We start from the raw sequence: 23,028 nt of genomic DNA on the forward strand, positions 1-23,028 counted from the left end.
AGTAATTTTTTTGTTTGTGATTGAGTAGGGGTTTACATGCAGGGCACCAGAATTCGTCTTTTGGTTGGCGGGATACTGCTGGCTACCGCCAGTGGCACAGTGCAGGCTGAAACACTCCAACCCGATCCTGCCTGGCAGCAGGGAAAACTGGATAATGGTTTTAGCTGGCAGGTTTTGACAACGCCACAGCGTCCCAGTGACCGCGTTGAAATTCGTTTAATGGTTAATACCGGTTCGCTGGTGGAAAATACCCAGCAGCGTGGATACAGTCGCTTACTGCCACGTTTAGCCCTGGTGCATAACGCGAAGCTTGATCCTGCCCAGCAGCGCTCGTTGTGGCAGCAAAGTCTTAATCCGAGCCATCCACAGCCTCCGGCGATTACCTCTTATGATTTCACCTTGTATTCCCTGAGCCTGCCGAATAACCGTCCGGAAGTGGTGAAAGAAGCGATGGCCTGGCTGGCCGCAACGGTCGGGAACATGACGATTAATGAGCAGACGGTCAACACTGCTCTGCAAGTGGATGATCCTATTGCCACCTGGCCTGCTAATACGCAGGATGCCTGGTGGCGCTATCGACTGAAAGGCTCAACGCTGCAGGGACATGATCCCGCCAAACCGTCCAGCGCACCAGTGGATCCCAACAAACTTGATGCTTTCTATAAGCAGTGGTACACACCGGATGCGATGACGTTGTTTGTGGTCGGCAATGTTGATGGGCGTGGCCTTGTCGAGCAAATTAATAAAACTTTTTCTTCGTTAAAGGGTAAGCGTGATGTGCCATTACCGATCCCGACATTGTCGCCGTTGCCGCCGCAGCCCGTTAACCTGATCAATAACAGTGGTAATCAGGATCGCTTGTCGCTGATCTGGGACAGGCCATGGCAACCGATCCGTGATTCACAAGATCTGCAGCGTTACTGGCAGAGTGATCTGGCGCGCGAAGCGCTGTTCTGGCATGTCCAGCGGGTACTGAGCGACAACAAGGTGCAAAAGGCACAAGTCGGTTTTGACTGCCGGGTGTTCTATCAGCGCGCGCAATGCGCCATCAATCTGGATACAGACAATAATATGCTGAGCAGCAATCTGAATCTGGTGGCGCATGAGATGGCTAATATTCGTGACAATGGCCTGCCGCAAGAAGAATTTGATGCGCTGATGGCGCAGAAGACTGCGGAACTGAACAAGCTATTTACCACCTATGCACGTATTAATACCGATGTGCTGATGAGCCAGCGCCTGCGCTCCCAGCAGAACGCCGTGGTGGATATCGCGCCGGAGCAATATCAGACGTTGCGTCAGAATTTCCTGTCGAGTCTGACGTTGCAGATGATGAACCAGGAGCTGCATCAGCAATTGTCGCAAAATCCGACTATGGTGTTGACACAGCCACAGGGCGAAGCGGAAACCGACGTGAAGGCATTGGAGGCGATGTGGATAAAAATCATGCAACCTGAGTCTGAGTCCTCTGCCGCCGCAACAGTGGATCAAACCCGACCAGCCGTGTCAGATATTCCGGCGCAAAACCCGTAAAATTTTTTGCGCCGCTCTCACTGATTTGGCGAGTAGGCGGCTGATAATGTCACGAGGCGTGTGCCTCGATCATACCGTCACACCCTGAGCCGCCCGGTGGGTTGTGGCGGCCCTGAACTCGACCACCGCCGCCATTGAACTATCTTATTCCGTTTTCGGCATGACCTTGTGCGGAATAATCGCGCCGCGGTGCTGAATAACGGTACTGGCTATCAAATGACCGCGTCTGGCGGCCGCCTCTGCACTGCCGCCACTTAGCCGTACCGCCAGATAACCCGCGCTGAAAGAGTCCCCTGCGGCGGTGGTATCCACCACGCTGCTGGCCGGGAGTTGCACCGCCGGGACATTGATCGGCGGTTGTCCTGGCAGCGCGACCAGACAGGCGTCGGCACCGCGCTTAATGATCACTTCGCTCACGCCTGCTGCCTGCGTTCTGGCAATCACCTGTTCCTCGTCGGCTTCGCCCCACAGCAGGGATTCGTCATCCAGCGTCAGGAAGGCAATATCCGTGTAACTCAACATCTGCTGGTACGCCGCCTGGGTGATTGCAACCGACGGCCACAGACGGGGACGGTAGTTGTTATCGAAAATAACCTTGCCGCCATTCCGCCGACAGGTTGCCAGCAGCGCCATCAGTTTTTCCCGGCTTTGTGGACTGAGTATCGCCAGACTGATGCCGCTCAGATAGAGGTAATCGTAGTGGGCCAGTCGCTGACAAATTTCGTCGGCCTTGTCGCTTTCCAGCCAGAAACGTGCGGCGGCATCGTTGCGCCAGTACAGGAACGTCCTCTCACCCTGCGCATCGGTTTCAATCACGTATAAGCCCGGAAGTTTGTTTTCCATGCGCTGAATGAGTGACGTACCGACTTTTTCCTGCTGCCAGGCCTCGATCATTTCAGTACTGAAGCTGTCGGTACCCAATGCCGTCACATATTCCACATTTAACTGCTGCTCATCCACCTGGCGGGCGATATACACGGCCGTATTCAGGGTGTCACCACCAAACCCCTGGTGTAGTTCTTTGTTTTTCCTGGAGAGTTCAATCATGCATTCGCCGATAACGGCGATAGTCTTCCTGGTCATAGTCGTCAGCTCGCTATCAATTTGCTCCAGTCTCGCTGTGCCGGGCATTAGAGTCAATATTTTAAAACAACGTTTTATTTTATTTGTGAGGCAGTAATAAAGATCTCTCAGGATTCAGGTAAAGCCGCAATGGCTGGGTGATGACAAGAGGAGCCAACAGCGTTAATTCAATTCAGGTCAGCTGTTGCGCTTGATCTGATATCATACCCTTTCCTCTGGTCTATCTTTACTGAAGGCTCGAGCGAGTACGGAGACAAAATATGCTGCGCACGAGAAAAATAATTAGCTGGATTGTCGGGGTTTTTTTGTTGCTGGTTGTCGTGGTGGCGCTGGGCATCTCGATGTTTGACTGGAATCGCCTGAAACCGACTATCAACCAGAAAGTTTCGATGGAGCTTAACCGCCCCTTTGCCATTCGGGGTGATTTAGGGGTCGGTTGGGTGCGTAACTACGATGAGCCGGGCTGGCGTAGCTGGATACCGTGGCCCCATGTCTACGCCGAAGACATTATGCTCGGCAATCCGCCTGAGATCCCAGAGGTGATGATGGTGCATCTGCAACGAGTGGATGCCTCCCTGTCTCCATTGGCATTACTGAGAAAACAAATATTTATCCCGTGGATTAAACTGCAACGGCCTGACGCCAGATTCATTCAGACCGCCGCTCGCCAGAACAACTGGACTTTCCATTTGGCTGGCAGCGATAACTCAGCGGCGAATGCCTCGCCGTCATGGTCATTTCGTCTTGATAACATCCTGTTTGATCAGGGGAAAATTATTTATCGCGATGCCATTAATCACGCTGATGTCCAGTTCACGGTTGATCCGCTGGGTAAACCGGTACCTTACGGACAAGTGGCAGGCCGTAAAGAGGATGTTGACACACAAGGCGCATCTGACTTTATCTTTGGCTGGAAAGCCCGCGGCACATACAACAATGAGCCATTCAGCGGTGACGGTAAGATAGGTGGGATGCTTTCACTGCGGAGTAAAACCAACCCATTCCCGCTCCAGGCTGATATCCATAACGGTTCCACGCGCGTACAAGTTGAAGGCAATCTACAGGATCCACTCAACCTGGGAGGGGTGGATATCCGTCTGCGCTTTGCCGGTGATACGCTGGCCAATCTGTATGGTCTGACCGGCATTCTGCTGCCGGATACCCCGCCTTATGAAACCGATGGTCACCTGGTGGTTCGCTTCCGGGAACAGGATTCTCCGGTGTTTCGTTATGAAAACTTCAATGGCCATATTGGCGACAGCGATATCCATGGTTCGATGACCTATACTCAGGGTAAACCACGGTCAAAACTGGAGGGTTCTCTGGACTCCCGCCAGTTACGTATGGCGGATTTGGGGCCGTTAATCGGGGTGAACTCTGGTAAAGACAGCGCAAAAACTGAGAAAGCGAAAGCGGCAAGGGGCGATGCTGTCAGACAGCCCACAGGGCGTGTGCTGCCGCATGATCAGTTCGATAGCAAAAGCTGGAAGGTGATGGATGCTGATGTAAAATTCAGCGGCAAGCGTATTGAGCACAGTAACGCACTGCCGCTCAGTGATCTTTATACACACCTGGTATTAAAAAACGGTGATCTGCTACTCGACCCACTGCGCTTTGGCGTGGCGGGCGGTCATCTGAACTCGACTATCCATATGGCGGGTGACTCATCACCAATGCGGGCGCGAGCCGATATTCATGTGCGCAACCTGAAACTGAAACAATTGTTTCCTGGTGTCCAGGCGATGCGCAGCAGTATGGGGCAGATGAACGGCGATGCGACGCTGAGTGGCTCGGGGAACTCGGTCGCCTCGCTTCTGGCGACCAGCAATGGCAGCCTTAAACTGCTGATGAATGATGGGGTGATCAGCCGTAGTCTGATGGAGATAGTCGGGCTGAATGTGGGCAATTACGTGATGGGTAAGCTGTTTGGCGATGATACGGTGCGCATCAACTGTGCGGCGGCTGATCTGAAGGTGACCAATGGCCTTGCAGCCACTAAACTGTTTGTTTTTGATACGGAAAACGCCGTGATCAATATCAGCGGCACCACCAATTTTGCCAATGAGAAAATGGACCTGTTAGTCAACCCGCAAAGCAAAGGGATGCGTATCATTACTTTGCGTTCACCGTTGTATGTGCGTGGCACCTTCAAAAACCCGCAGACAGGGGTGAAAGCCGCTCCGTTGATTACGCGAGGCGCGGCAGCCGTTGCGTTGGGCCTGGTCGCGCCACCTGCTGCGTTACTGGCGCTGATCTCGCCAAGCGATCATCAGCAAAACCAGTGTACTAACGTGCTGCGGCAGATGAAGAGTAATAAGTAACATGGGCAGCCCAGCCAGGCCGGATTGCCCAGACAGATTTTAGTCGTACAGTGATTCGTGGCGGGTTTCTTTGCTGGCGATGAGCGCGAACAGCGTCAGGCAGGCCATCGCCGCCAGATAGAGCCCGACATAGAACAGGCCGTAATTGTGAGCCAGCCAGGTGGCGATATACGGTGCCACTGAAGCGCCCAGGATCGACGACAGATTATAAGAGAATGAAGCGCCGGTATAACGCACGGCCGTCGGGAACAGTTCTGGCAGTAGCGCTCCCATTGGGCCAAAGGTCAGCCCCATTATGCTCAGGCCACACAGCAGGAAAGCCATCACCAGCCACGGATTACCGGAACCAAGCATTGAAGGGAAGATCAGCGCGAAGGCGATAATGATCAGCGTAATGACGATCATAGTGTTGCGGCGGCCAAAGCGGTCAGCCAGCAGGCCAGCAATCGGCACCATGACACCGAACCCAATCACCGCCATCATCAGCATCCACAGCATGGTATTACGCGGAAAACCCAAACCGTTAGGCGCCGGAGTGGTGCCCCAGGTCATCGAATAAACGGTCATGATATAGAACAGCGTGTAGGTTGCCAGCATGATGAACGTGCCGAGCAGGGTGGTTTTCAGATGCTTAGACAGCAGGGTGCCAATCGGTACTTTGACTTGTTTCTGTTCTTTTTTTACCTTCGCGAAAACCGGCGACTCATTCAGCGAGACGCGCACATACAGACCAATCAGCACCAGTACGGCAGAGAGGATAAACGGTACGCGCCAGCCCCATAACATAAACTGCTGGTCAGTCAGTAACCAGGAGAGCAGCAGGAACGTACCGTTGGCGAAGAAAAAACCGATCGGCGCACCCAACTGTGGAAATGAACCGTACAGCGCACGCTTTTTCGCCGGGGCGTTTTCTGTCGCCAGCAGAGCGGCACCGCCCCATTCACCGCCCAGCCCCAGTCCCTGACCAAAACGCGCCAGCGCCAGCAGCAGCGGAGCAAAGACGCCAATGGTTTCATAGCTGGGCAGCAGGCCAATCACCACGGTAGAAATCCCCATGGTGAGCAGTGATGCCACCAGCGTCACTTTACGACCCGCACGATCGCCGAAGTGACCGAACAGAGCGGAGCCGATCGGACGGGCAATAAAGGCGATGGCGAACGTTGCCAGTGACTGTAGTGTCGCCACGGTGGCATCGCCCTGCGGGAAGAATATATGCGGGAACACAATCACTGCCGCTGTGGCGTAAATATAGAAATCGAAAAACTCAATAGCCGTACCGACCAGCGAAGCGACCAGTACTTTTCCGCGTGAATTTACCGGCGTGTCGTCATGATCCGTGGCGAGGGTAGGTGCGATGGAAGCGTGCATATCTCTTTCTTATTTGTAAAACGTGAAAAAGAATCTTACGCATCGGGATAGACGCATTCAATGGCGAAAAGGCCGCGGTTGCTGGCTTTTTTAACGGAAAAGAGGATTCTGCGCGAGATATGAAAATTACCGGGGGATGGCAAGGAGAATTAACGATTTTGTGGCGAGATTCACTAAGAACAGGCCTATAAAAAAGATATGTTCAGCTATAAATGCTGCTTATTGGACAGATAGTGAAGTATAAACCAGATTTTAAACTGATTTTAGCACCAAAAAAACGAAATTTTTCGGACGGCATTCCTTGTTACAAGTGATTTCTGGACGTTAACTCGCGGAGCATCAATCAATGTTAAATAAAGGGTAATTAATCCCCTCTTTCTGTCTGTTTACTGATATAAAACACGCCATAAAGTTGCCTAATAAATACACTTTTGAATCATCCATTTTCCCAAACATCCAGAAGGTCTGACGAGATGCTATTAAAACTGCGAACCTTGAATGCCCTGTTGTTACCGATGCTACTGGTTCTTACCGCCCCGTCACCGGCTGCTAACCTCCCTGTGGTCTCTGTCACCACCCTGACGCATGAAAATGTCGCGCAACCGACCCGTTATCTGGGCCGGATTGAAGCCTTGCGGGCGGTAGATGTGGTGTCGCGCACCGAAGGCGTGGTGGCAAAACGAGGTTTCAAGGATGGTGAGACGGTAAAAGCGGGGCAAATGTTATTTGAAATTGAACCTGCTGAGCATCAGGCCGCATTGGCCAGGGCTGAAGCCCAGGTCAGTAACGCCAGAGCGCAGGCTAATAATGCCCAGCAGCATCTCAACCGTTTACAGCGTTTGGGCGCGGGAACGGCGGTCAGTAAATCGGAACTGGATAGTGCCATTGCCAGTCGGGACATGGCACGCGCGACCCTGAAAGAGACCGAAGCGCAGTTGAAAAGTCAGCGTCTGAATCTGGGCTACACACGCATTACCGCTCCTATCAGCGGCCGTGCAGGGCACAGCGATGTGCATGAAGGCTCGCTGGTCAATCCAGCCCGGGGGGCGCTGGTTACGTTGAAACAAATTGACCCGGTCCGGGTGGTCATCGCGGTCAGCGAGCGGGATTACATTGCCGCCAGTCAGCAAGGGCTGGTGGGGAATGCAAAGAAAGCCAACCAGGCATTGACGCCAACATTACAACTGGCGAATGGTGAAGAGTATCCGCAGACCGGCGAATTCGCTTCGGTGGATAACCGGATCGACAGCCAGACTGGCACGTTGGCCGTGAGCTTGCATTTTGCCAATCCACAGCATCTGTTATTACCCGGCGGGGTGGTCAATGTCCTACTGAAACCGCAGGCGCAGGAAAAATTATTGTTACCGGTGGCGGCGTTACAACAGGATGCTCAGGGCTACTTTGTACTGAAAGTGGTTGATCAACGGGTGGAAAGTGTACGCATTAGCGTGGGAGCACAGACAGGTCAGCATTACGTGGTGACCTCCGGCCTGCAGGCGGGCGACCAGGTGATTGTTGCCGGCATCCAGCGTGTTCGTCCTGGCATGCAGGTTACGCCCATTGAAGCACAATAAGGGGACTGGATTATGTTGAGTTTCTTCGTCAGGCGTCCCCGTTTTGCGATGGTTATCGCACTGGTTATCGCGTTGGTCGGTGGGATGGCGCTGAAAATTATCCCGATAGAACAGTTTCCTGAGATAACCCCACCGGTGGTTAGTGTGACCGCGCTTTATCCGGGCGCCAGCGCACGTGATGTCGCAGAGGCGGTCGGGGCGCCGATCGAGGCGCAGATTAACGGCGTCAGCAATATGCTGTATATGGAGTCGACCAGCAGCAACAGCGGCAGCTACCAGTTGACCATCACTTTTACCAGCGGCACCGATCCGGATATGGCGGCGGTGGAAGTACAAAACCGCCTTTCTCAGGTGACGGCTCAGTTGCCTGCCGAAGTGAATAATAACGGTATTTCGGTGCGTAAACGCGCCAGTAATATCCTGATGGGTATCAGTGTTATTTCCCCGAATCATACCCATGATCCGCTGTTTCTCAGTAACTACACCTCGATTCGCCTGCGTGATGCGCTGGCCCGTATTAATGGTGTGGGCGATGTGCAGGTCTTTGGCGCCCGCGATTACAGTATGCGTATCTGGCTTGACCCGCAACGGATGGAAGCCTTGCATATCACCACCGATGAGGTGATTCAGGCATTACAGCAGCAGAACGTGCAGGCAGCAGCGGGCCAGGTTGGTGCAGCTCCTTCGCCCGCCGCGCAGGAGAATACGCTGACTATCAGCGGTCAGGGACGGCTGATGACCGCGGAAGAGTTCTCACGCGTGGTTATCCGTAGCAATCAGCATGGCGGGATGGTGCGTATCAGCGACATTGCGAATACGGAACTGGGGGCACAAAACTATCAGGTGAACGCGGCGTTGAATAACAACGAAGGGGCATTCCTGATGGTTTATCCAGCACCACAGGCCAATGCTCTCAGTGTCGCGAACGCGGTACGTGCGGAGATGGCCAGCCAGGCGCGGTCCTTCCCGGACGATATGGAATACCAGATTAAATTTGACGCCACCCAGCCGATCACCGCGACCTTGAAAGAAATTGCTGTTTCACTGGTACTGACGTTGGTGGTGGTGCTGGCGGTGGTGTGGCTGTTCCTGCAGAGTCTGCGGGCGACTTTCATTGTCGCGTTGACCATCCCGGTTTCTCTGTTGGGCACCTTTGCCGTATTACTGTTGTTTGGTTATTCGGCCAATATGCTCAGCCTGTTCGCCATTATCCTTGCACTCACCATTGTGGTGGATGACGCGATTGTGGTGGTGGAAAACGTTGAACGGTTATTGCTGGAGGACTCTGAGCTGACGCCTGCCGCCGCCACTCGCAAAGCGCTCGGCCAGATTGCCGGACCGGTTATTGCCACCACCCTGGTGCTGTTGGCGGTCTTTGTGCCGATTGCGGTGTTACCGGGTATTGTCGGCGAGCTGTATCGCCAGTTCGCCGTCACGCTGTCGGCGGCGATGGTGTTGTCCAGCGTCAATGCGCTGACGCTGACGCCTGCACTGTGTGCCTGTTTGCTGAAAAGGCGCGCGGCACCGACTAAGGGACCGTTTGCGGTGTTCAACCGAATGGTTGATCGTACTCGTGATGGTTATGTCGCGCTGTCACGTAAAGTCAGCCGTTATGCGCTGACGACCGTGGTGGTGATGTTGGCGGCAGGTACGGTCACCTGGCTGGGCTATCAGCAACTGCCCGGCGGTTTCCTGCCCGAAGAAGATGAAGGCTATATTTTTGTTAACGTACAACTTCCTGATGGCGCTGCGTTGCAACGTACGCAACGGGTCATGGAAGAGTTAAACGGTCTGGTCCAGAAAAATCCGTCGGTGGAAGATGTGATTAAAATCACCGGATTCAGCTTGTTGGGTGGCGGTAACGCCGCTAATAGCGGATTTGCTATCGTCCTGTTAAAGGACTGGCAGGAACGTCCACCGGTCTCTCAGGTTTTGCCACAGCTTCAACAGCAACTGGCCAGTATCTCTTCTGCGACCATCATGGCTTTCGTGCCGCCCGCCATCAGTGGGTTGGGCAATGCGGCGGGTTTTGACCTGAGAATTCAGGCGATGGAAGGGCAGTCGCCACAAGAGTTGGCGCGTATTGGTCAGAGCGTGATTATGGCGGCTAATCAGAATCCGCTGCTCAGCCGTGTTTTTACCACCTTCAGCGCCAACGTACCGGAGATGACCCTGGCGGTGGATAGAGACAGGGCTGCGCTGATGGGGGTGCCGGTTAGCCGTATATTTACGGTGTTGCAGACCTCGCTGGGCGGCAGAAATGTCGGTGATTTCACGCTGAATAACCGTCAGTTCCGGGTGCAGTTGCAGAATGATATGGATTTTCGTCAGCGCAGTGATCAACTGATGCAACTGACGGTACGCAGTGACAGCGGCAGCGCTGTCAGTCTGAATCAACTGGTGACGTTGACTCCGTCGGTTGGCGCGCCTTATATCATGCAGTACAACCAGTTTCCGGCGCTGGCGGTCAGCGGTTCCGGGGCGCCGGGTGTCAGCTCGGCGCAGGCGATGCAGGCGATGGAGAACGTGCTGGCAGAACATCTGCCCGTGGGTTACAGCTACAGTTGGAGCGGCATGTCGTTGCAGGAACAGCAAACCGGCAACCAGGCGGTGCTGATTTATTTGGCGGCGGTCATTTTCGCCTGGTTGTTCCTGGTGGCGCAGTATGAAAGTTGGAGCGTCCCGCTGGCGGTGCTGCTTTCGGTAGTCTTCGCTGCTGGCGGCGCGGTGGCGGGTTTGCACTTTATGGGCTTTGCCAACGATGTCTATGCGCAGATAGGTCTGGTTCTGCTCACCGGGCTGGCGGCGAAAAACGCCATTCTGATAGTCGAGTTTGCCCGGGATCGGCGTGAACAAGGCGCCGATATCGCTGTGGCCGCAGAACAGGCCGCTAAGCAGCGTTTTCGGGCTGTGATGATGACGGCTATCTCATTTATTCTTGGTGTGTTGCCGCTGGTGTTGGCCAGTGGTGCGGGTGCGGCCAGTCGGCAGATCATCGGTATTACGGTGTTCAGCGGCATGCTGGTGGCGACGCTGGTTGGGGTGGTCTTCATTCCTGCGCTTTATTTGCATATTCAGCGGTTGCGTGAGTGGGTCAAGAAGCCGCGCGGAGAAAAATAATGGGCCCCATATCCGGACGGGAAGGTACGTTTAAAGCCATAGTGATGCTCGGTATGCTGGTGATCATTCTGGCTGGCATCCGGGCTGGTGCTGACATTGTCGTACCGTTTATTCTGGCCATTTTTGTGGCGGTTATCCTCAATCCGCTCGTCAGGTTGCTGCAGCGGATTGGCGTTCCCCGTGTCCTGGCGGTTTCGCTACTGATTGGGGTAATCGTGCTGGCTGGCGCGCTGTTACTGACGACGCTGGTCGGTATGCTGAATGATTTCACCCGGACGTTACCGCAGTATCGCGAGGTGATGCTGGCATCGTTGCTGGAAATACAAGAAATAGCGGCGCATTTTAATGTGCAGGTCTCTACTGAAGCGCTGGTCGCCATGGTTGATCCGAATGCGGCTATCAATCTGATCAGCCGCCTGTTGTCTCAGCTTTCCGGCGCGGTGTCCGGCATTTTCCTGTTGCTGATGACCGTGGTTTTTATGCTGTTTGAAGTCCCGTTATTGGCCGGGAAATTACAGCGACTCTTCCGCCACCCTTCGCAGGGAATGGCCACTATCCAGAAGGCACTGGATAGCGTCAGTCGGTATCTGGTGTTAAAAACAGCCATCAGTTTGCTGACCGGTTGTGTGGTCTGGTTGATGCTGCTGTCGCTGGATGTTCGCTTTGCGCTGCTGTGGGGGATGCTGGCGTTTGCGCTCAACTATATTCCTAATATTGGCTCAGTGATTGCGGCGGTCTTGCCCATTATGCAGGTGTTGATTTTCCAGGGCACGGGTGACGCGCTCCTGGTGACGGTGGGGTATCTGCTGCTGAATGTGCTGCTTGGCAATATTCTGGATCCGCGGCTGATGGGCCGTGGGTTGGGGTTGTCCACGCTGGTAGTATTTTTGTCACTGATTTTCTGGGGGTGGCTGCTTGGTCCGGTCGGCATGTTGTTATCCGTGCCGCTGACAATCGTGGCAAAAATCGCCCTGGAACAGACTCAGGACGGGAAACCGCTGGCGCTGCTGCTCAGTGACGGCAGCGACCAGCAGGATGATTAATTCAGCGTCTGATTGACCCGTTGTAGCATCCAGGGCCAGAAGGGATTGGATGACTGCCGCATGAGCATATCCAGACTGACCATCAGAACCGAGCGCTCGCCGCGCGGCGCCAGATCGCCAAAACTGATACCAAACGCATTGGGAGGTTCTGGCGTGCGGCCATATAATGAATCGCTGACAGGAAACGGCAGCGCGACGTGTGACAGGGAATAGACATCGCTGGGGTAGTTGATGCCCAACGGTGTGCGAGTGGTGGTGGTGGCTCCCGCCTGCGTCGTTTCCGCCACCGTGGCGTTGCTTTGTGGCGAGGCATTGGTCACCAGCGTCGTGGTGTAGTTGCGCGGCGCAGGCGGCAGCAGGTGTTCCGCCGTATGTCTGGCGCTGCGGCGCATCAGTGGCGAAAGCTGCACTGACTGGTTCACATCAAACAGCACCAGTTCGCTGCCGTTAGCGGGTAACAGATTATATAACGCGCGGACCACTGCGGGCGTGCTCACCGTGGCATCAGCCACCGACTGAAACGTTAATATCGGCGGCAGTTTTTCCAACAGTTTATTTTCCCGGCCACGGTTCAACTGAGTTTGTAATGCGCTGGTCAACAACCATGACTGACGTGCGGCTTTGACCGGGAAGGAATTGTACTTAAACGGATTAAATTCTGGCAGGATGCTGAGCCATGCCGAGCGGGCAAAGGCTGGCAGCAACGACGGTAACCCGGCCAGTCCGGCGTAGCGAGCGTAGGTGCTGACGCCAATCATCGGTGAAATCAGGATCAGGCGATTGGGCGCTGGCAGGGACGGATTATCAAGGGTATCCAGCGTATATTTCATCGCCAGGGCGCCGCCATTGGAAAAGCCGATAATCTGCAATGGCGCCCCAGCCGGAATGCGTTGCCGGGCTTCACGTACGGCAAGCCGGGTGGCGGCCATCCAGTCTTCCCAATCCACGCGGGTCAGCGCCGCAGGGACCGTGCCGTGGCCTGGCAGGCGGATAGCCACCGCCACATAACCTTTCTGCTGATAATCCATGGCAAAATGGCGCAGGCTGTAGGGTGAATCCGTCAGTCCGTGCAGCAAAACCACCGCGCCGCGGGGTGTGCCTTGCGGAAGCAGCTCGTAAGATCGGTTCCAGTCAGTGGCGAAATGTTCCGGGTAAACCGGGCTTTTTTCAGCGTAGCGGTTGAGGATTTCCGGCGTGTCATCGCTGATTTTGTCACTGACGTTGCGCTTCATCTCGGCGAAGATGTTCTGTTCATTTTCCAGATAATCCTGCCAGTTATCTCGATCCATCTGTCTGGCGCTCAGTTCCTCTGGCACCCACTTGTGCCAGGGCTGTAAATCGGGGCCGCGTTCTGTTATCGCAATGCGCAGTGTCAACAGGGCTATCGCAATTATCAGCAGGACGATCAGCGATCGTTTTACCAGAATTCGTGTCCTTTTCAGCATAGTCGTGTTGTCCTCTCTGTTATCCGCTTGAAGTATATACCCTGTGGCCCGGATTATTTTGGCTGCCAGGTGGGGGAATTGCGTTGATCGTCGTCATCAGTCATCGTCCATGCGCGTGTCCGGTTGCATCACTAAATGAGGATTGTTGATAAACGGTTTAGTTACTTCGTCCGCAGGCCGGATTATAGTGGCGGCGTTTTTATTCATGGAGAACACCTTTGGACAGTCACCCCTTCAGTTTTATTCTGTAAGGTAAGCTAATACCTTCATTTGCTTACCGAAAAACCGGTGGGCAATGTTTCATCTCTCCCCTGAGTGTCACATCCCCGTTTGTCTTTGAATTGGGTCCCGTGCTGATAACGGGCAAGGATAGCATGATGAAAGAACCTCCGACCTGTAGCGGGCGATGGTACACGGGCAGAATAATAAGGAGCGACGACCTGCTGTAATCCTCCGGTCTGTTCTGGCTACCTGTTCTCGTCCTGATCCCTGGAACTTAAAAAATCCTCATGTGCAGGAGAACGTTCTTGTGCCTGAACAAAAAAGAAAATTAAGGATCTGGCAGATGAAAATGCATAACGACGCCAACGTAAAACTCGCCCGTGATTTAGCCATCGCCAGCGAGACACAACAGAGCCTGGACAACACCCTGGCGCGTCTGAACACCCAATGTAATGGCCTGACCCAGCAAGATGCCGCTGAGCGTCTGCTGCAGCATGGCAAAAATCAGGTGGCGAATGAAAAAGCGCCGCCCGCGCTGTTGCAGTTGTTTCAGGCTTTTAATAATCCGTTTATCTGGGTACTGATAGCTCTGGCTGTTATCAGCTATTTTACCGATTATTTTTTACCGCTGCGAAAAGGTGAAGAGACCGATCTGACTGGCGTGATAATCATGCTGATCATGGTGGCGCTTAGCGGTCTGCTGAGATTCTGGCAGGAGTATCGCACCAATAAAGCCGCTGAAGCGCTGAAATCACTGGTGCGTACCACCGCCACCGTTATCCGTCGTAGTAGCGAAACGGCACAACCGGTCAGGATGGAAGTTCCGTTACAGGAGGTGGTGCCTGGCGACATTATCTTTCTCTCGGCGGGTGATATGGTTCCGGCGGATGTTCGCCTGCTCTCCTCCCGCGATCTGTTTGTCAGCCAGGCCGCGCTGAGCGGTGAAGCGATCCCGATTGAGAAATACGACACCCTGTCCAGCATCAGTGCCAAAGCGGCAGGAACAGAGCGTGATGACAACGATCTGCTGAGTATGCCTGGCATCTGCCTGATGGGGACCAGTGTTGCCAGTGGTACGGCCACGGCGATCGTGGTGGCGACCGGTAATCACACCTGGTTTGGTTCGCTGGCGAAATCCGTGGTTGGCAGCCGTCCGCAAACGGCTTTCGATCGTGGGGTGAACAGCGTGAGTTGGCTGCTGATCCGCTTTATGCTGGTGATGGTGCCGGTGGTGCTGTTCATCAATGGTTTCACCAAAGGTGACTGGAGCGATGCGCTGATGTTTGCGCTGGCCGTGGCAGTGGGGCTGACCCCGGAGATGTTGCCAATGATCGTCAGCTCCAATCTGGCGAAAGGGGCTATCGCCATGTCTCGTCGTAAAGTGGTGGTGAAACGTCTTAACGCCATCCAGAACTTTGGTGCGATGGACGTGCTGTGTACCGATAAAACCGGCACGCTAACCGAGGATCGCATCATTCTGGCCCAGCACCTGGACGTACACGGGCAGAGCAATGAGCGCGCCCTGCAACTGGCCTGGCTGAACAGCCGCCACCAGAGCGGGGTGAAAAACCTGATGGACAAAGCGATCCTCCGCTTCAGTCAGGGCCACCTGGCGGTCAGTGGACTGGGGCGCTACCATAAAGTCGACGAGTTGCCGTTTGATTTTGAACGTCGTCGCCTGTCGATTGTGGTCGCTGACGAGAACGACCAGCAAAAGCTGATCTGTAAAGGTGCGGTGGATGAAATGCTGGCGGTATCCAGTCACTGGATGGATGCCGGGGAATGCCGTGTGCTGGATGAAGCGGCTCGCCAGCAGTGGCGCCAGCAGGTTGACAGCCTGAACCACCAGGGGTTCCGGGTGTTGCTGATTGGGGAGCGCAATCTGGACAATACGCCATTGCGCCTGCCGTTAAGTAAAAATGATGAGCGTGAGCTGACGCTCTGCGGCCTGCTGACTTTTCTTGATCCACCTAAAGAGAGTGCCGGACAGGCGATCGCGGCGCTGTATGAAAATGGCGTGACGGTGAAAGTGTTGACCGGCGATAATGCCGTTATCACCCGTAAAATTTGTCGGGATGTCGGACTGGAGCCCGGTGAACCGTTGTGCGGCAGTGAAATTGAACGGCTGGATGACGCTGAGCTGTCCCGGCGGGTTGAAGCCAGAACCATTTTCTGCCGTCTGACCCCGCAGCAGAAATCCCGGGTGTTACAGGCCTTGCAGCATAATGGGCATACCGTCGGTTTCCTTGGCGATGGCATTAACGATGCGCCAGCGCTGAGAGAGGCGGATATTGGCATTTCAGTGGATACGGCGACGGATATTGCCAAAGAGTCTGCCGATATTATTCTGTTGGAAAAGAATTTGATGGTACTGGAGCAGGGCGTTATTAAGGGGCGTGAGACGTTTGGCAACATTATCAAATACCTGAATATGACGGCCAGTTCTAACTTTGGCAATGTGCTCTCGGTACTGGTCGCCAGCGCCTTTATTCCATTCCTGCCGATGCTGGCTATCCATCTGTTAATTCAAAATTTGATGTATGACCTGTCGCAGTTGGCGCTGCCATGGGACAAAATGGATAAAGCCTTTCTGCGTAAGCCCCGTAAGTGGGACGCGAAGAATATTGGCCGCTTCATGCTGTGGATTGGCCCGACATCTTCGTTGTTTGATATCGCCACGTTCCTGATCATGTGGCAGGTGTTTGCCGCCAACAGTGTGGAGCACCAGGCGCTGTTCCAGTCGGGCTGGTTTGTTGAAGGGTTACTGTCACAGACGCTGGTGGTGCATATGTTGCGCACCCGCAAAATTCCGTTTATCCAGAGTCGGGCAGCCTGGCCCGTGATGCTGATGACAGGGCTGGTGATGGTGGCGGGGATTTATATTCCATTCTCACCGCTGGGGCATGCTGTTGGGCTGGTGCCGCTGCCCTGGTCTTACTTTCCATGGCTGGTCGCCATACTGTGTGGTTACTGCGTAGTGACTCAGGGCATGAAATATCTCTATATCCGTCGCTTTGGTCAGTGGTTCTGAGACGGGACCGTCACCGTGATGGCGCAGTACTTTGTCGGTCGCTTTCTTTACCCGCGACTTACTGATGTGCTGCGGGCCATAAACGGGCTTCCGGGTGGGCGATTGTCCACCCGACCTTTATTTATACCTTGAGAAATCGTAGATAAATAAAGCGCAGTACCCAGTATTCCAACGCGCCTAACAACAAAAACCACACGCAAAATACCAGAGTGTAAAGCTGGTTGATGTCGCTCAGATGGAGCATCGCCACCAGTTTGTGCGTCAGACTCAAACCAAACCACGGTGCTGGCAACAACAGCGCGGAAAGAAAGCCCAGAAACAGGACGCTCATTGGCATTAAAAAAGTCAGAAAAGGGTTTTTCATTTACATTCCATCCCAGTCAGTGACCGCCATTTTCCGGTAATCTGGCTGTCGGTGCAATCTTCTGGCATTCAGGGCCAGGGAAACCTCATTGTAAACTCACTGAATAACGCGGCTCAATCTCCTGGCAGGGGATAAAATCCGGGCATGCCGTGAAAAATTTTTCTGTCACAAATTCTCTTTATGTTGCCGTTTTTTGCCTGGCAACCCCCAGTTTCTACAAGGATAAAGAGGGTAAGTCAGTAATTCTTTTGGCCTTTCTGTTGATGTTTTTGACGATTATTTAGCATTCGTTAAAAAGTATAGCCAGAGCTATATTCAAACCCATGATTTTACTGTCTTTTTTTTTATCTAAATTCATGCGAGGATGCGTTTCTCAATTAGCCTCTCGCGCGTAGTCATGCTGTGAGAATTGTTCTTTTGATGCTTGAGTGGTCATAAAGCCGCCAGGCCGGTATAACCACAATGAATGTATACGCAACCCTTATTCTGGCTTTTGGCATGTCGATGGACGCGTTTGCGGCTGCTATCGGGAAAGGCGCCAGTCTGTACCGTCCCAGCGTTAAAGAAGCAATCCGCACCGGGTTGATTTTTGGGGTAATTGAGGCTTTGACCCCGCTGATTGGCTGGGGGGTGGGCATCGCTGCCAGCCGTTATGTGATGGCGTGGGATCACTGGGTCGCGTTCACGCTGCTGTTGATATTGGGGGCGCGGATGATAGTGGAAGGAGGCCGTGGGAAAGCCAGGACGGCGGAACCCCCGGAGCGTCATGGTTTCTGGTTGCTTGCCGCCACCGCGCTGGCGACCAGTCTGGATGCGATGGCCGTGGGGGTGGGGCTGGCGTTTCTACAGGTCAATATTGTGACCACTGCCCTGGCGATCGGCGCGACCACCATGATCATGGCGTCTGTCGGTATTTTATTGGGGCGCTTTCTCGGGCCTGTAATGGGCAAATGGGCTGAGATCTTTGGCGGTGTGGTATTGATCGGCATCGGCACCACTATTCTGCTTGAGCATTTGGGCGTTCTGGGATAAATGCCCGCGAATGGACCGTACTCCCGACCACCGTTTTCGTCATGAAATGAGCACTGTTTGATTCTCTCTCCTCAATAACCATTGATGGTTTTTGTTTAACCCCCGTTTAACTTTATTTTTGCATATCCCTCGTTTTTTTGTGATCCACTTCAAATTTTATTGCCTGAGAAGAACGTTTATTGTATACTTTTTTTGTATTTTACCAGAAAATTTTTAACACGAGGCAGTATGAAAAGATTTTTGAATTACCTGTTTTGTTGCTACGTTGAAACCTTTAAACATGTACCGCCAGGTGCCATGTATTAATGGCTTTGATCAGTACCCCTTGATAGTCGCGATCAGGGATTGGTCGTTGGCTATCATCGTTCATGACTCGTTTTCAGCCCCTTCATTTATCAACCTCCTGAATAGCCCTTTCTTACTACCCAGTCTAAAAGACGTCTGACACACGGAGACAATGGGTAATTTCTGCGGATGTGGATAAAGCGCCGACACCGGTAGCGTTAAAATCTCTGGTCAGCCGCGATCAGCGTGGCTGGATTAACGGCCAGATGATTTGTGCTAATGGTGGGATGGTGTGATCTTTTTTGCTTTTTTCGCCCTACACTGAGGAATGGTTCCTTGCCGTAATTTGCCCCCATTTTAAAGGATGGCAGATGAAAACTTTCCGTGCGCGTTGTGACAATAAGGGTTAACCAATGGAATTTAAAGACTATTATTCCCTACTGGAGGTCGATCCCTCAGCAGATTTAAACACCATAAAAACCGCATACCGACGTTTGGCTCGCAAATATCATCCGGACGTCAGCAGTGAAAAGGATGCTGAAAGCAAATTCAAAGCAATGGCCGAGGCTTATGAGGTGCTGAAAGACAGTGATAAGCGCGCGGAATACGATTTGCTACGTCAACATCGTGACGATCCGCGTTTCTCTCAGTCATCTCCGGATTATGCTGATAGCCGCGATCATTGGCAGGGGGCTCAGGGGGGGCAGGGCGATTACTCCGACTTCTTTGAGTCTATTTTTGGTCGCCAGGCCGCGGGCGGACATTTCCGGCAGGCCAGTCAGCGCTCTGTGCCGATTCGTGGTCAGGATCTGGAAATAGAGGTGCCGCTGTTTCTGGAAGAGACGCTACAGGGGGAAAGCCGCAACGTATCCTGGTCGCTGCCGGTGTTTGACACGCAGGGACGTCAAACTGATACCATCGATAAGACACTGAACGTGAAAATCCCTGCCGGGGTGAGTGATGGTCAGCGTATCCGCCTGAAAGGTCAGGGGACGTCCGGGATCAATGGCGGGGAAAATGGCGATCTGTACCTGATAATCAAAATCGCGCCGCATCCGCTGTTTGAAATCGACGGTCAGAATTTGCAGATTGTGGTACCGCTGACCCCGTGGGAAGCCGCGCTGGGGGCCTCCATTCAGGTGCCAACGCTGACGGGAAAAATTGCGCTGACGGTGCCAGCCGGAAGCCAGAATGGTCAACGCCTGCGGGTGAAGGGGAAAGGGCTGACGAGTAAAAACAAGACTGGCGATCTGTATGCCATTCTCAAAGTGGTTATGCCGCCAACTGGCGATGACAAAACCACTGCGCTGTGGCGCGAACTGGCGGCACACGCGGCCTTTGATCCCCGCACGGCATGGGAGTCAAAATGATGACGGAACAACGTTACACCCTGATTGAAATTTGTCAGTTGGTGGATATCCCACCGGAAGAACTCACCGAAGTTGTTGAACTGGGCGTGATTTCCCCGCTCGAATCAGATAGCGACTGGATCTTTGATTATCACGCACTTTATTACCTTAAGCGCGCTTGCCGTTTGCGTGTTGAGCTGGAACTGGAGTGGCCAGGGACTGCTGTTGCACTAACATTGCTGGATAAAGTCGATCAGCTGGAGCAGGAGAATGCGCAGTTGAAGCGCCTGCTGGAACGGTTGCTGCATAAATAAAGTGTGGCTGAGCGTCATTTCCTCGGAGGGATGAGGTCGGTTTCACTGTGTTGATATAGTGTAAACAACGGCTGATATGCTGGGGAATTACCGGGGTGTAGGGGCGAAACGCTTCGCCCCATCTCACCGACAGAGGAGGGTTAATCCTGACTCTGATACTCGTTTAGAATGGCGTTCTGACAGGCTTCCTGGTTCTGACGAGCTTCTTTTTGCTGATCTTCACTTAGATTCATCCATGCGGCGACGATAGTCCGGGCTTCATCTTCATCAAACTCGTTTTTTTCCTGTGCGGAAGGCGATGGGGTACGCGCATCAAGCGTTTTCAACTGGGCGATATAGTTGTCTGCCGAGCTGAGGGATTTCTCCTGGGTCACAATAGTACAAAGATTGGCAATGTAGCCTTGGGCCGGATCGTCAGAGTCACTCTCTGCATAGGCCGCGACGGTTGTCGCCAGGGTGGCGAGCAGTAGTAATATCACTTTTTTCATGGCTGCTCCTTATGAAGGGTAAAAGGAATCGGTGAATGAGTCCGCATGATCTGGGCAATATCATACTGCAAACGGCGGATGTATTGGCGGTACTCAGTCACCTGAATCACTTACCTGAGTAAGTTTATCGAACGTCTTCACTTATCATCTTAAACATAGTTGGAGACGTTTTCAGTCAGACGGTGCGAAAAGCAGTGTCATACCGAAGCAGATTATGGTGATAACTTTCTTCAGATCAATGGCGTGGTCGCATGATTTTCACCCAATCACGAGAGACAACCGGTAAGGTTGAATGATGACTGGATGACTTTATGTTAGTTATTTAAGGTTCGGGATGGTTATTGGGGATTTTTATTTTTCTATAATTTGTTTGACCTGATCACGATTAATCTCATGTTTATTTCCATCTGTATCTTTATAAATCAACAATCCGGTTGATTTATCCATTTCTGGCTTTCCTTTAGTGATGACCATTTCACCCGTTTTCGTCTGCATAACATAATTACTTGAACAACCCGTTAGTGTAAGAATTGCCATAATTGCCATAAAAAACGATAATATTTTCATTGTATATCTTAATTGTAAAATAGTTCAGGTGACATAACGAAACATCTCCACACGTTTTGGGTATGGAGATATTGCATTAATTATTCTGGCATTGCGGAAGAATGGTGGCTGGAGATCAGCCATTTTTCACCGTTCCAGCCATAAGTAAAGGTATAACGCGCGGCGGCTTTGCTGCCATCACCAAAGGTAAAGGTGTACGTGCCGGTATCAATCGCTTTGTTGCAACCGGTACGAATAGTACGGCTGTCGATGTGGCCGACAGGTTTTTTTGCCAGGAATTTTTCAAAATAATCAATACGTTCTTCGTCGGTCAGGCGTACTTTATTTGACAGAGTGGGAAGCAAAACGGCATCGGAGAGATAATTGGCTGAGACCGTTTTGGCATCACCCGTTTTCAGTGAGTCATTCCAGCGATCAAACATCGCGGCAACTTCTTCTTTAGTCATTTTAACACAAGGGGTTTTCTCCTGAGCAAAAGCCACGGAAGAGGTGAGAACCCCCGCGATCATCAGTCCAATTATTCCATGTTTTATCATTTATATCTCTATGGTTTATTTGTGTTTTTATCTTCTCCCAATATAGCAAGTGAATTTAAACCTTAATTAAACGATAACTGAAAAGATTCGCTCAAGCTCATAACATAGATCCGTCATATTGCCAGTTGCATGAGCGCCCTCAGTGTCAGGATAGTTGTCACCCTCTCTTAAAATAAAACCTGAGGGCGACGGCGTGATAAATGAAACGTATTTCCCTGGAACGTAAAGCCAGTGTGCTGGCAAAACTGCTGCCGCCGTAGTTGCACAGATGGAAGGGATGTTGGAAGCGACCCTGTATAACTGGCGAAATCAGGTTAAACAGGAGGGTAAACCGGAGCCTGCCGCCGTCGCAAATCGTGCCCCGTCTGGCGGATAAAGGGATTTACCTCGCCAGTGAATCGACATTTTACCGGGTGTTGCGCCGCCACGGCGAAGTCCATCAACGGGCCGTCATGCGCAACCGCACAGGGTAAAGCCACCGGAGACATATACCGCCCGCGCCGTGCCAGGTGTGGGCATGGGACATCAACTGGCTGCCGTGCGTGGTGCGTGGGCACTGGTATTATCTGTATATGATAATCGCCCTCAGCCCGCATTTTTGACGCTCACGGTAGCTGATTCCATACTTGCAGAACCAGCGAACCGCCACAGGATAATTTTCCTCAGAAAAAGCTGGCCGTCCACTACCACCACCACATTATTTGCGACAGGGCGATATTTTTTTCGTTGGCAACCTTTTTTACCTGACTTTGCGCAAAAATGAGGCGTTCATCACATCCTTACTCTAAACAGATTATAAACAGCCTGCGTTACTTTTTTGTGCAAATCATGTATCTATTTTGTATTTTTGGAATTTAAGCATTCTGAAAATAGTACCATTGTTTCCTAAAAACAATCACTTGATCATTCAACAAAACTTAAACGCAATGTAATTGATCGTTTTAGGCGATAAATTGACATGCGTTGATCAATGTTGTCTTTTTAATACTGGTAAATATACTGTGTGCAGAGTGTGCAGAAAAATAAAACAGGATGAAAATGAAATATGGTCATCACCATATTTCATGGTGAATGACATATGCTGTCCTTATCAGGCTTTGGTTATTATATTTCTATGGGGTGAATATGAACTATAAGCTTTTTAAAAAAGGTTTTGTACCTGTCCTGCAAAGCCATAAATTAACAAAAGATAGAATAATGAAGTGTATCGGTTCGTACGGTTTTTTTGAGATTGCTGAAATATATAACTTTATTGAATTTGAGTGCTCAATTACTCCTGACAGAAATGCGTATTCTTATAAATAACTGCGCTTAATAGTAGATCACTGAAGGGAACTCAATCCGGTTTGAGCG

At 52.3% G+C, this 23,028-nt stretch carries 16 protein-coding genes and 1 pseudogene; 9 read left to right on the forward strand and 8 right to left on the reverse strand.

Annotation, left to right across the window (positions count from 1 at the left end; genetic code table 11):
- Positions 1-36 precede the first annotated feature (36 nt).
- Complete coding sequence (locus EH228_RS13010) at positions 37-1,533, forward strand: M16 family metallopeptidase (RefSeq protein ID WP_152322085.1); 1,497 nt, start codon at positions 37-39, stop codon at positions 1,531-1,533.
- 144 nt (positions 1,534-1,677) lie between these two features.
- Here EH228_RS13010 and kdgK read toward each other — a convergent pair whose 3' ends face one another.
- The gene (gene kdgK / locus EH228_RS13015) at positions 1,678-2,616 is read right to left on the reverse strand and encodes a 2-dehydro-3-deoxygluconokinase (protein ID WP_152322086.1); all 939 of its coding nucleotides are present in this window, start codon (positions 2,614-2,616) and stop codon (positions 1,678-1,680) included.
- A 260-nt stretch (positions 2,617-2,876) separates the two neighbouring features.
- Between kdgK and EH228_RS13020 the strand changes: the two genes are divergently transcribed.
- Positions 2,877-4,937, forward strand: coding sequence for an AsmA family protein (locus EH228_RS13020; protein WP_152322087.1), 2,061 nt, complete (start codon positions 2,877-2,879; stop codon positions 4,935-4,937).
- 39 nt (positions 4,938-4,976) lie between these two features.
- Here the strand turns inward: EH228_RS13020 and EH228_RS13025 are convergent, their stop codons facing one another.
- Positions 4,977-6,305 (reverse strand): MFS transporter, encoded by a 1,329-nt coding sequence (locus EH228_RS13025; RefSeq protein WP_152322088.1) that lies wholly within the window; start codon positions 6,303-6,305, stop codon positions 4,977-4,979.
- A 473-nt stretch (positions 6,306-6,778) separates the two neighbouring features.
- Between EH228_RS13025 and EH228_RS13030 the strand changes: the two genes are divergently transcribed.
- The 3 genes from EH228_RS13030 to EH228_RS13040 are packed head-to-tail and all read left to right on the forward strand — an operon-like array spanning position 6,779 to position 12,042.
- Positions 6,779-7,879 (forward strand): efflux RND transporter periplasmic adaptor subunit, encoded by a 1,101-nt coding sequence (locus EH228_RS13030; protein ID WP_240116289.1) that lies wholly within the window; start codon positions 6,779-6,781, stop codon positions 7,877-7,879.
- Between the two features lie 12 nt (positions 7,880-7,891).
- Positions 7,892-10,999 carry an efflux RND transporter permease subunit gene (locus EH228_RS13035; RefSeq protein ID WP_152322089.1) on the forward strand — a complete coding sequence of 1,036 codons (3,108 nt, stop codon included), beginning with the start codon at positions 7,892-7,894 and terminating at the stop codon, positions 10,997-10,999.
- Entirely contained in the window at positions 10,999-12,042 is a 1,044-nt protein-coding gene (locus EH228_RS13040) for an AI-2E family transporter (protein WP_152322090.1), read from the forward strand. The genes EH228_RS13035 and EH228_RS13040 overlap by 1 nt, the downstream gene beginning before the upstream one ends.
- On the opposite strand, the gene EH228_RS13045 is transcribed toward EH228_RS13040, so the two are convergent.
- Entirely contained in the window at positions 12,039-13,487 is a 1,449-nt protein-coding gene (locus EH228_RS13045; protein WP_152322091.1) for an alpha/beta hydrolase, read from the reverse strand. The genes EH228_RS13040 and EH228_RS13045 overlap by 4 nt on opposite strands.
- A gap of 565 nt (positions 13,488-14,052) precedes the next feature.
- Here EH228_RS13045 and mgtA point away from each other — a divergent pair.
- Positions 14,053-16,740, forward strand: a complete 2,688-nt coding sequence (gene mgtA / locus EH228_RS13050) for a magnesium-translocating P-type ATPase (RefSeq protein WP_240116290.1) — start codon at positions 14,053-14,055, stop codon at positions 16,738-16,740.
- A gap of 121 nt (positions 16,741-16,861) precedes the next feature.
- Here the strand turns inward: mgtA and EH228_RS13055 are convergent, their stop codons facing one another.
- Positions 16,862-17,104: a DUF1158 family protein gene (locus EH228_RS13055; RefSeq protein WP_152322093.1), complete on the reverse strand. Its 243-nt coding sequence runs from the start codon at positions 17,102-17,104 to the stop codon at positions 16,862-16,864.
- Positions 17,105-17,566: 462 nt separating this feature from the next.
- Between EH228_RS13055 and mntP the strand changes: the two genes are divergently transcribed.
- The 3 genes from mntP to EH228_RS13070 all read left to right on the forward strand — a co-directional run bounded on the left by mntP (position 17,567) and on the right by EH228_RS13070 (position 20,084).
- The gene (gene mntP / locus EH228_RS13060) at positions 17,567-18,136 is read left to right on the forward strand and encodes a manganese efflux pump MntP (RefSeq protein WP_152322094.1); all 570 of its coding nucleotides are present in this window, start codon (positions 17,567-17,569) and stop codon (positions 18,134-18,136) included.
- A gap of 698 nt (positions 18,137-18,834) precedes the next feature.
- Positions 18,835-19,791 (forward strand): curved DNA-binding protein, encoded by a 957-nt coding sequence (gene cbpA / locus EH228_RS13065; protein ID WP_152322095.1) that lies wholly within the window; start codon positions 18,835-18,837, stop codon positions 19,789-19,791.
- Positions 19,788-20,084 (forward strand): chaperone modulator CbpM, encoded by a 297-nt coding sequence (locus EH228_RS13070; protein WP_420841463.1) that lies wholly within the window; start codon positions 19,788-19,790, stop codon positions 20,082-20,084. Before cbpA ends, EH228_RS13070 begins: the two co-directional genes overlap by 4 nt.
- A gap of 140 nt (positions 20,085-20,224) precedes the next feature.
- Here the strand turns inward: EH228_RS13070 and EH228_RS13075 are convergent, their stop codons facing one another.
- The 4 genes and pseudogenes from EH228_RS13075 to EH228_RS20860 form a co-directional block, all read right to left on the reverse strand.
- The gene (locus EH228_RS13075; protein ID WP_152322097.1) at positions 20,225-20,572 is read right to left on the reverse strand and encodes a hypothetical protein; all 348 of its coding nucleotides are present in this window, start codon (positions 20,570-20,572) and stop codon (positions 20,225-20,227) included.
- Between the two features lie 351 nt (positions 20,573-20,923).
- Positions 20,924-21,139 (reverse strand): YgdI/YgdR family lipoprotein, encoded by a 216-nt coding sequence (locus EH228_RS13080; RefSeq protein WP_152322098.1) that lies wholly within the window; start codon positions 21,137-21,139, stop codon positions 20,924-20,926.
- A gap of 80 nt (positions 21,140-21,219) precedes the next feature.
- Entirely contained in the window at positions 21,220-21,648 is a 429-nt protein-coding gene (locus tag EH228_RS13085) for an SgcJ/EcaC family oxidoreductase (RefSeq protein ID WP_240116291.1), read from the reverse strand.
- A 622-nt stretch (positions 21,649-22,270) separates the two neighbouring features.
- Positions 22,271-22,368 (reverse strand): annotated as a pseudogene (locus EH228_RS20860) (IS6 family transposase); the annotation flags it as partial.
- Positions 22,369-23,028: the final 660 nt, after the last annotated feature.

The organism is Erwinia endophytica (assembly GCF_009295515.1).
GTDB lineage: Bacteria > Pseudomonadota > Gammaproteobacteria > Enterobacterales > Enterobacteriaceae > Erwinia > Erwinia endophytica.

What these genes read in the sequence shown, in the direction of transcription:
- EH228_RS13010 (WP_152322085.1), top strand. Translation starts at nt 37, where the DNA reads ATGCAGGGCACCAGAATTCGTCTTTTGGTTGGCGGGATACTGCTGGCT.
- kdgK (WP_152322086.1), bottom strand. Translation starts at nt 2,616, where the DNA reads ATGACCAGGAAGACTATCGCCGTTATCGGCGAATGCATGATTGAACTC.
- EH228_RS13020 (WP_152322087.1), top strand. Translation starts at nt 2,877, where the DNA reads ATGCTGCGCACGAGAAAAATAATTAGCTGGATTGTCGGGGTTTTTTTG.
- EH228_RS13025 (WP_152322088.1), bottom strand. Translation starts at nt 6,305, where the DNA reads ATGCACGCTTCCATCGCACCTACCCTCGCCACGGATCATGACGACACG.
- EH228_RS13030 (WP_240116289.1), top strand. Translation starts at nt 6,779, where the DNA reads ATGCTATTAAAACTGCGAACCTTGAATGCCCTGTTGTTACCGATGCTA.
- EH228_RS13035 (WP_152322089.1), top strand. Translation starts at nt 7,892, where the DNA reads ATGTTGAGTTTCTTCGTCAGGCGTCCCCGTTTTGCGATGGTTATCGCA.
- EH228_RS13040 (WP_152322090.1), top strand. Translation starts at nt 10,999, where the DNA reads ATGGGCCCCATATCCGGACGGGAAGGTACGTTTAAAGCCATAGTGATG.
- EH228_RS13045 (WP_152322091.1), bottom strand. Translation starts at nt 13,487, where the DNA reads ATGCTGAAAAGGACACGAATTCTGGTAAAACGATCGCTGATCGTCCTG.
- mgtA (WP_240116290.1), top strand. Translation starts at nt 14,053, where the DNA reads ATGAAAATGCATAACGACGCCAACGTAAAACTCGCCCGTGATTTAGCC.
- EH228_RS13055 (WP_152322093.1), bottom strand. Translation starts at nt 17,104, where the DNA reads ATGAAAAACCCTTTTCTGACTTTTTTAATGCCAATGAGCGTCCTGTTT.
- mntP (WP_152322094.1), top strand. Translation starts at nt 17,567, where the DNA reads ATGAATGTATACGCAACCCTTATTCTGGCTTTTGGCATGTCGATGGAC.
- cbpA (WP_152322095.1), top strand. Translation starts at nt 18,835, where the DNA reads ATGGAATTTAAAGACTATTATTCCCTACTGGAGGTCGATCCCTCAGCA.
- EH228_RS13070 (WP_420841463.1), top strand. Translation starts at nt 19,788, where the DNA reads ATGATGACGGAACAACGTTACACCCTGATTGAAATTTGTCAGTTGGTG.
- EH228_RS13075 (WP_152322097.1), bottom strand. Translation starts at nt 20,572, where the DNA reads ATGAAAAAAGTGATATTACTACTGCTCGCCACCCTGGCGACAACCGTC.
- EH228_RS13080 (WP_152322098.1), bottom strand. Translation starts at nt 21,139, where the DNA reads ATGAAAATATTATCGTTTTTTATGGCAATTATGGCAATTCTTACACTA.
- EH228_RS13085 (WP_240116291.1), bottom strand. Translation starts at nt 21,648, where the DNA reads ATGATCGCGGGGGTTCTCACCTCTTCCGTGGCTTTTGCTCAGGAGAAA.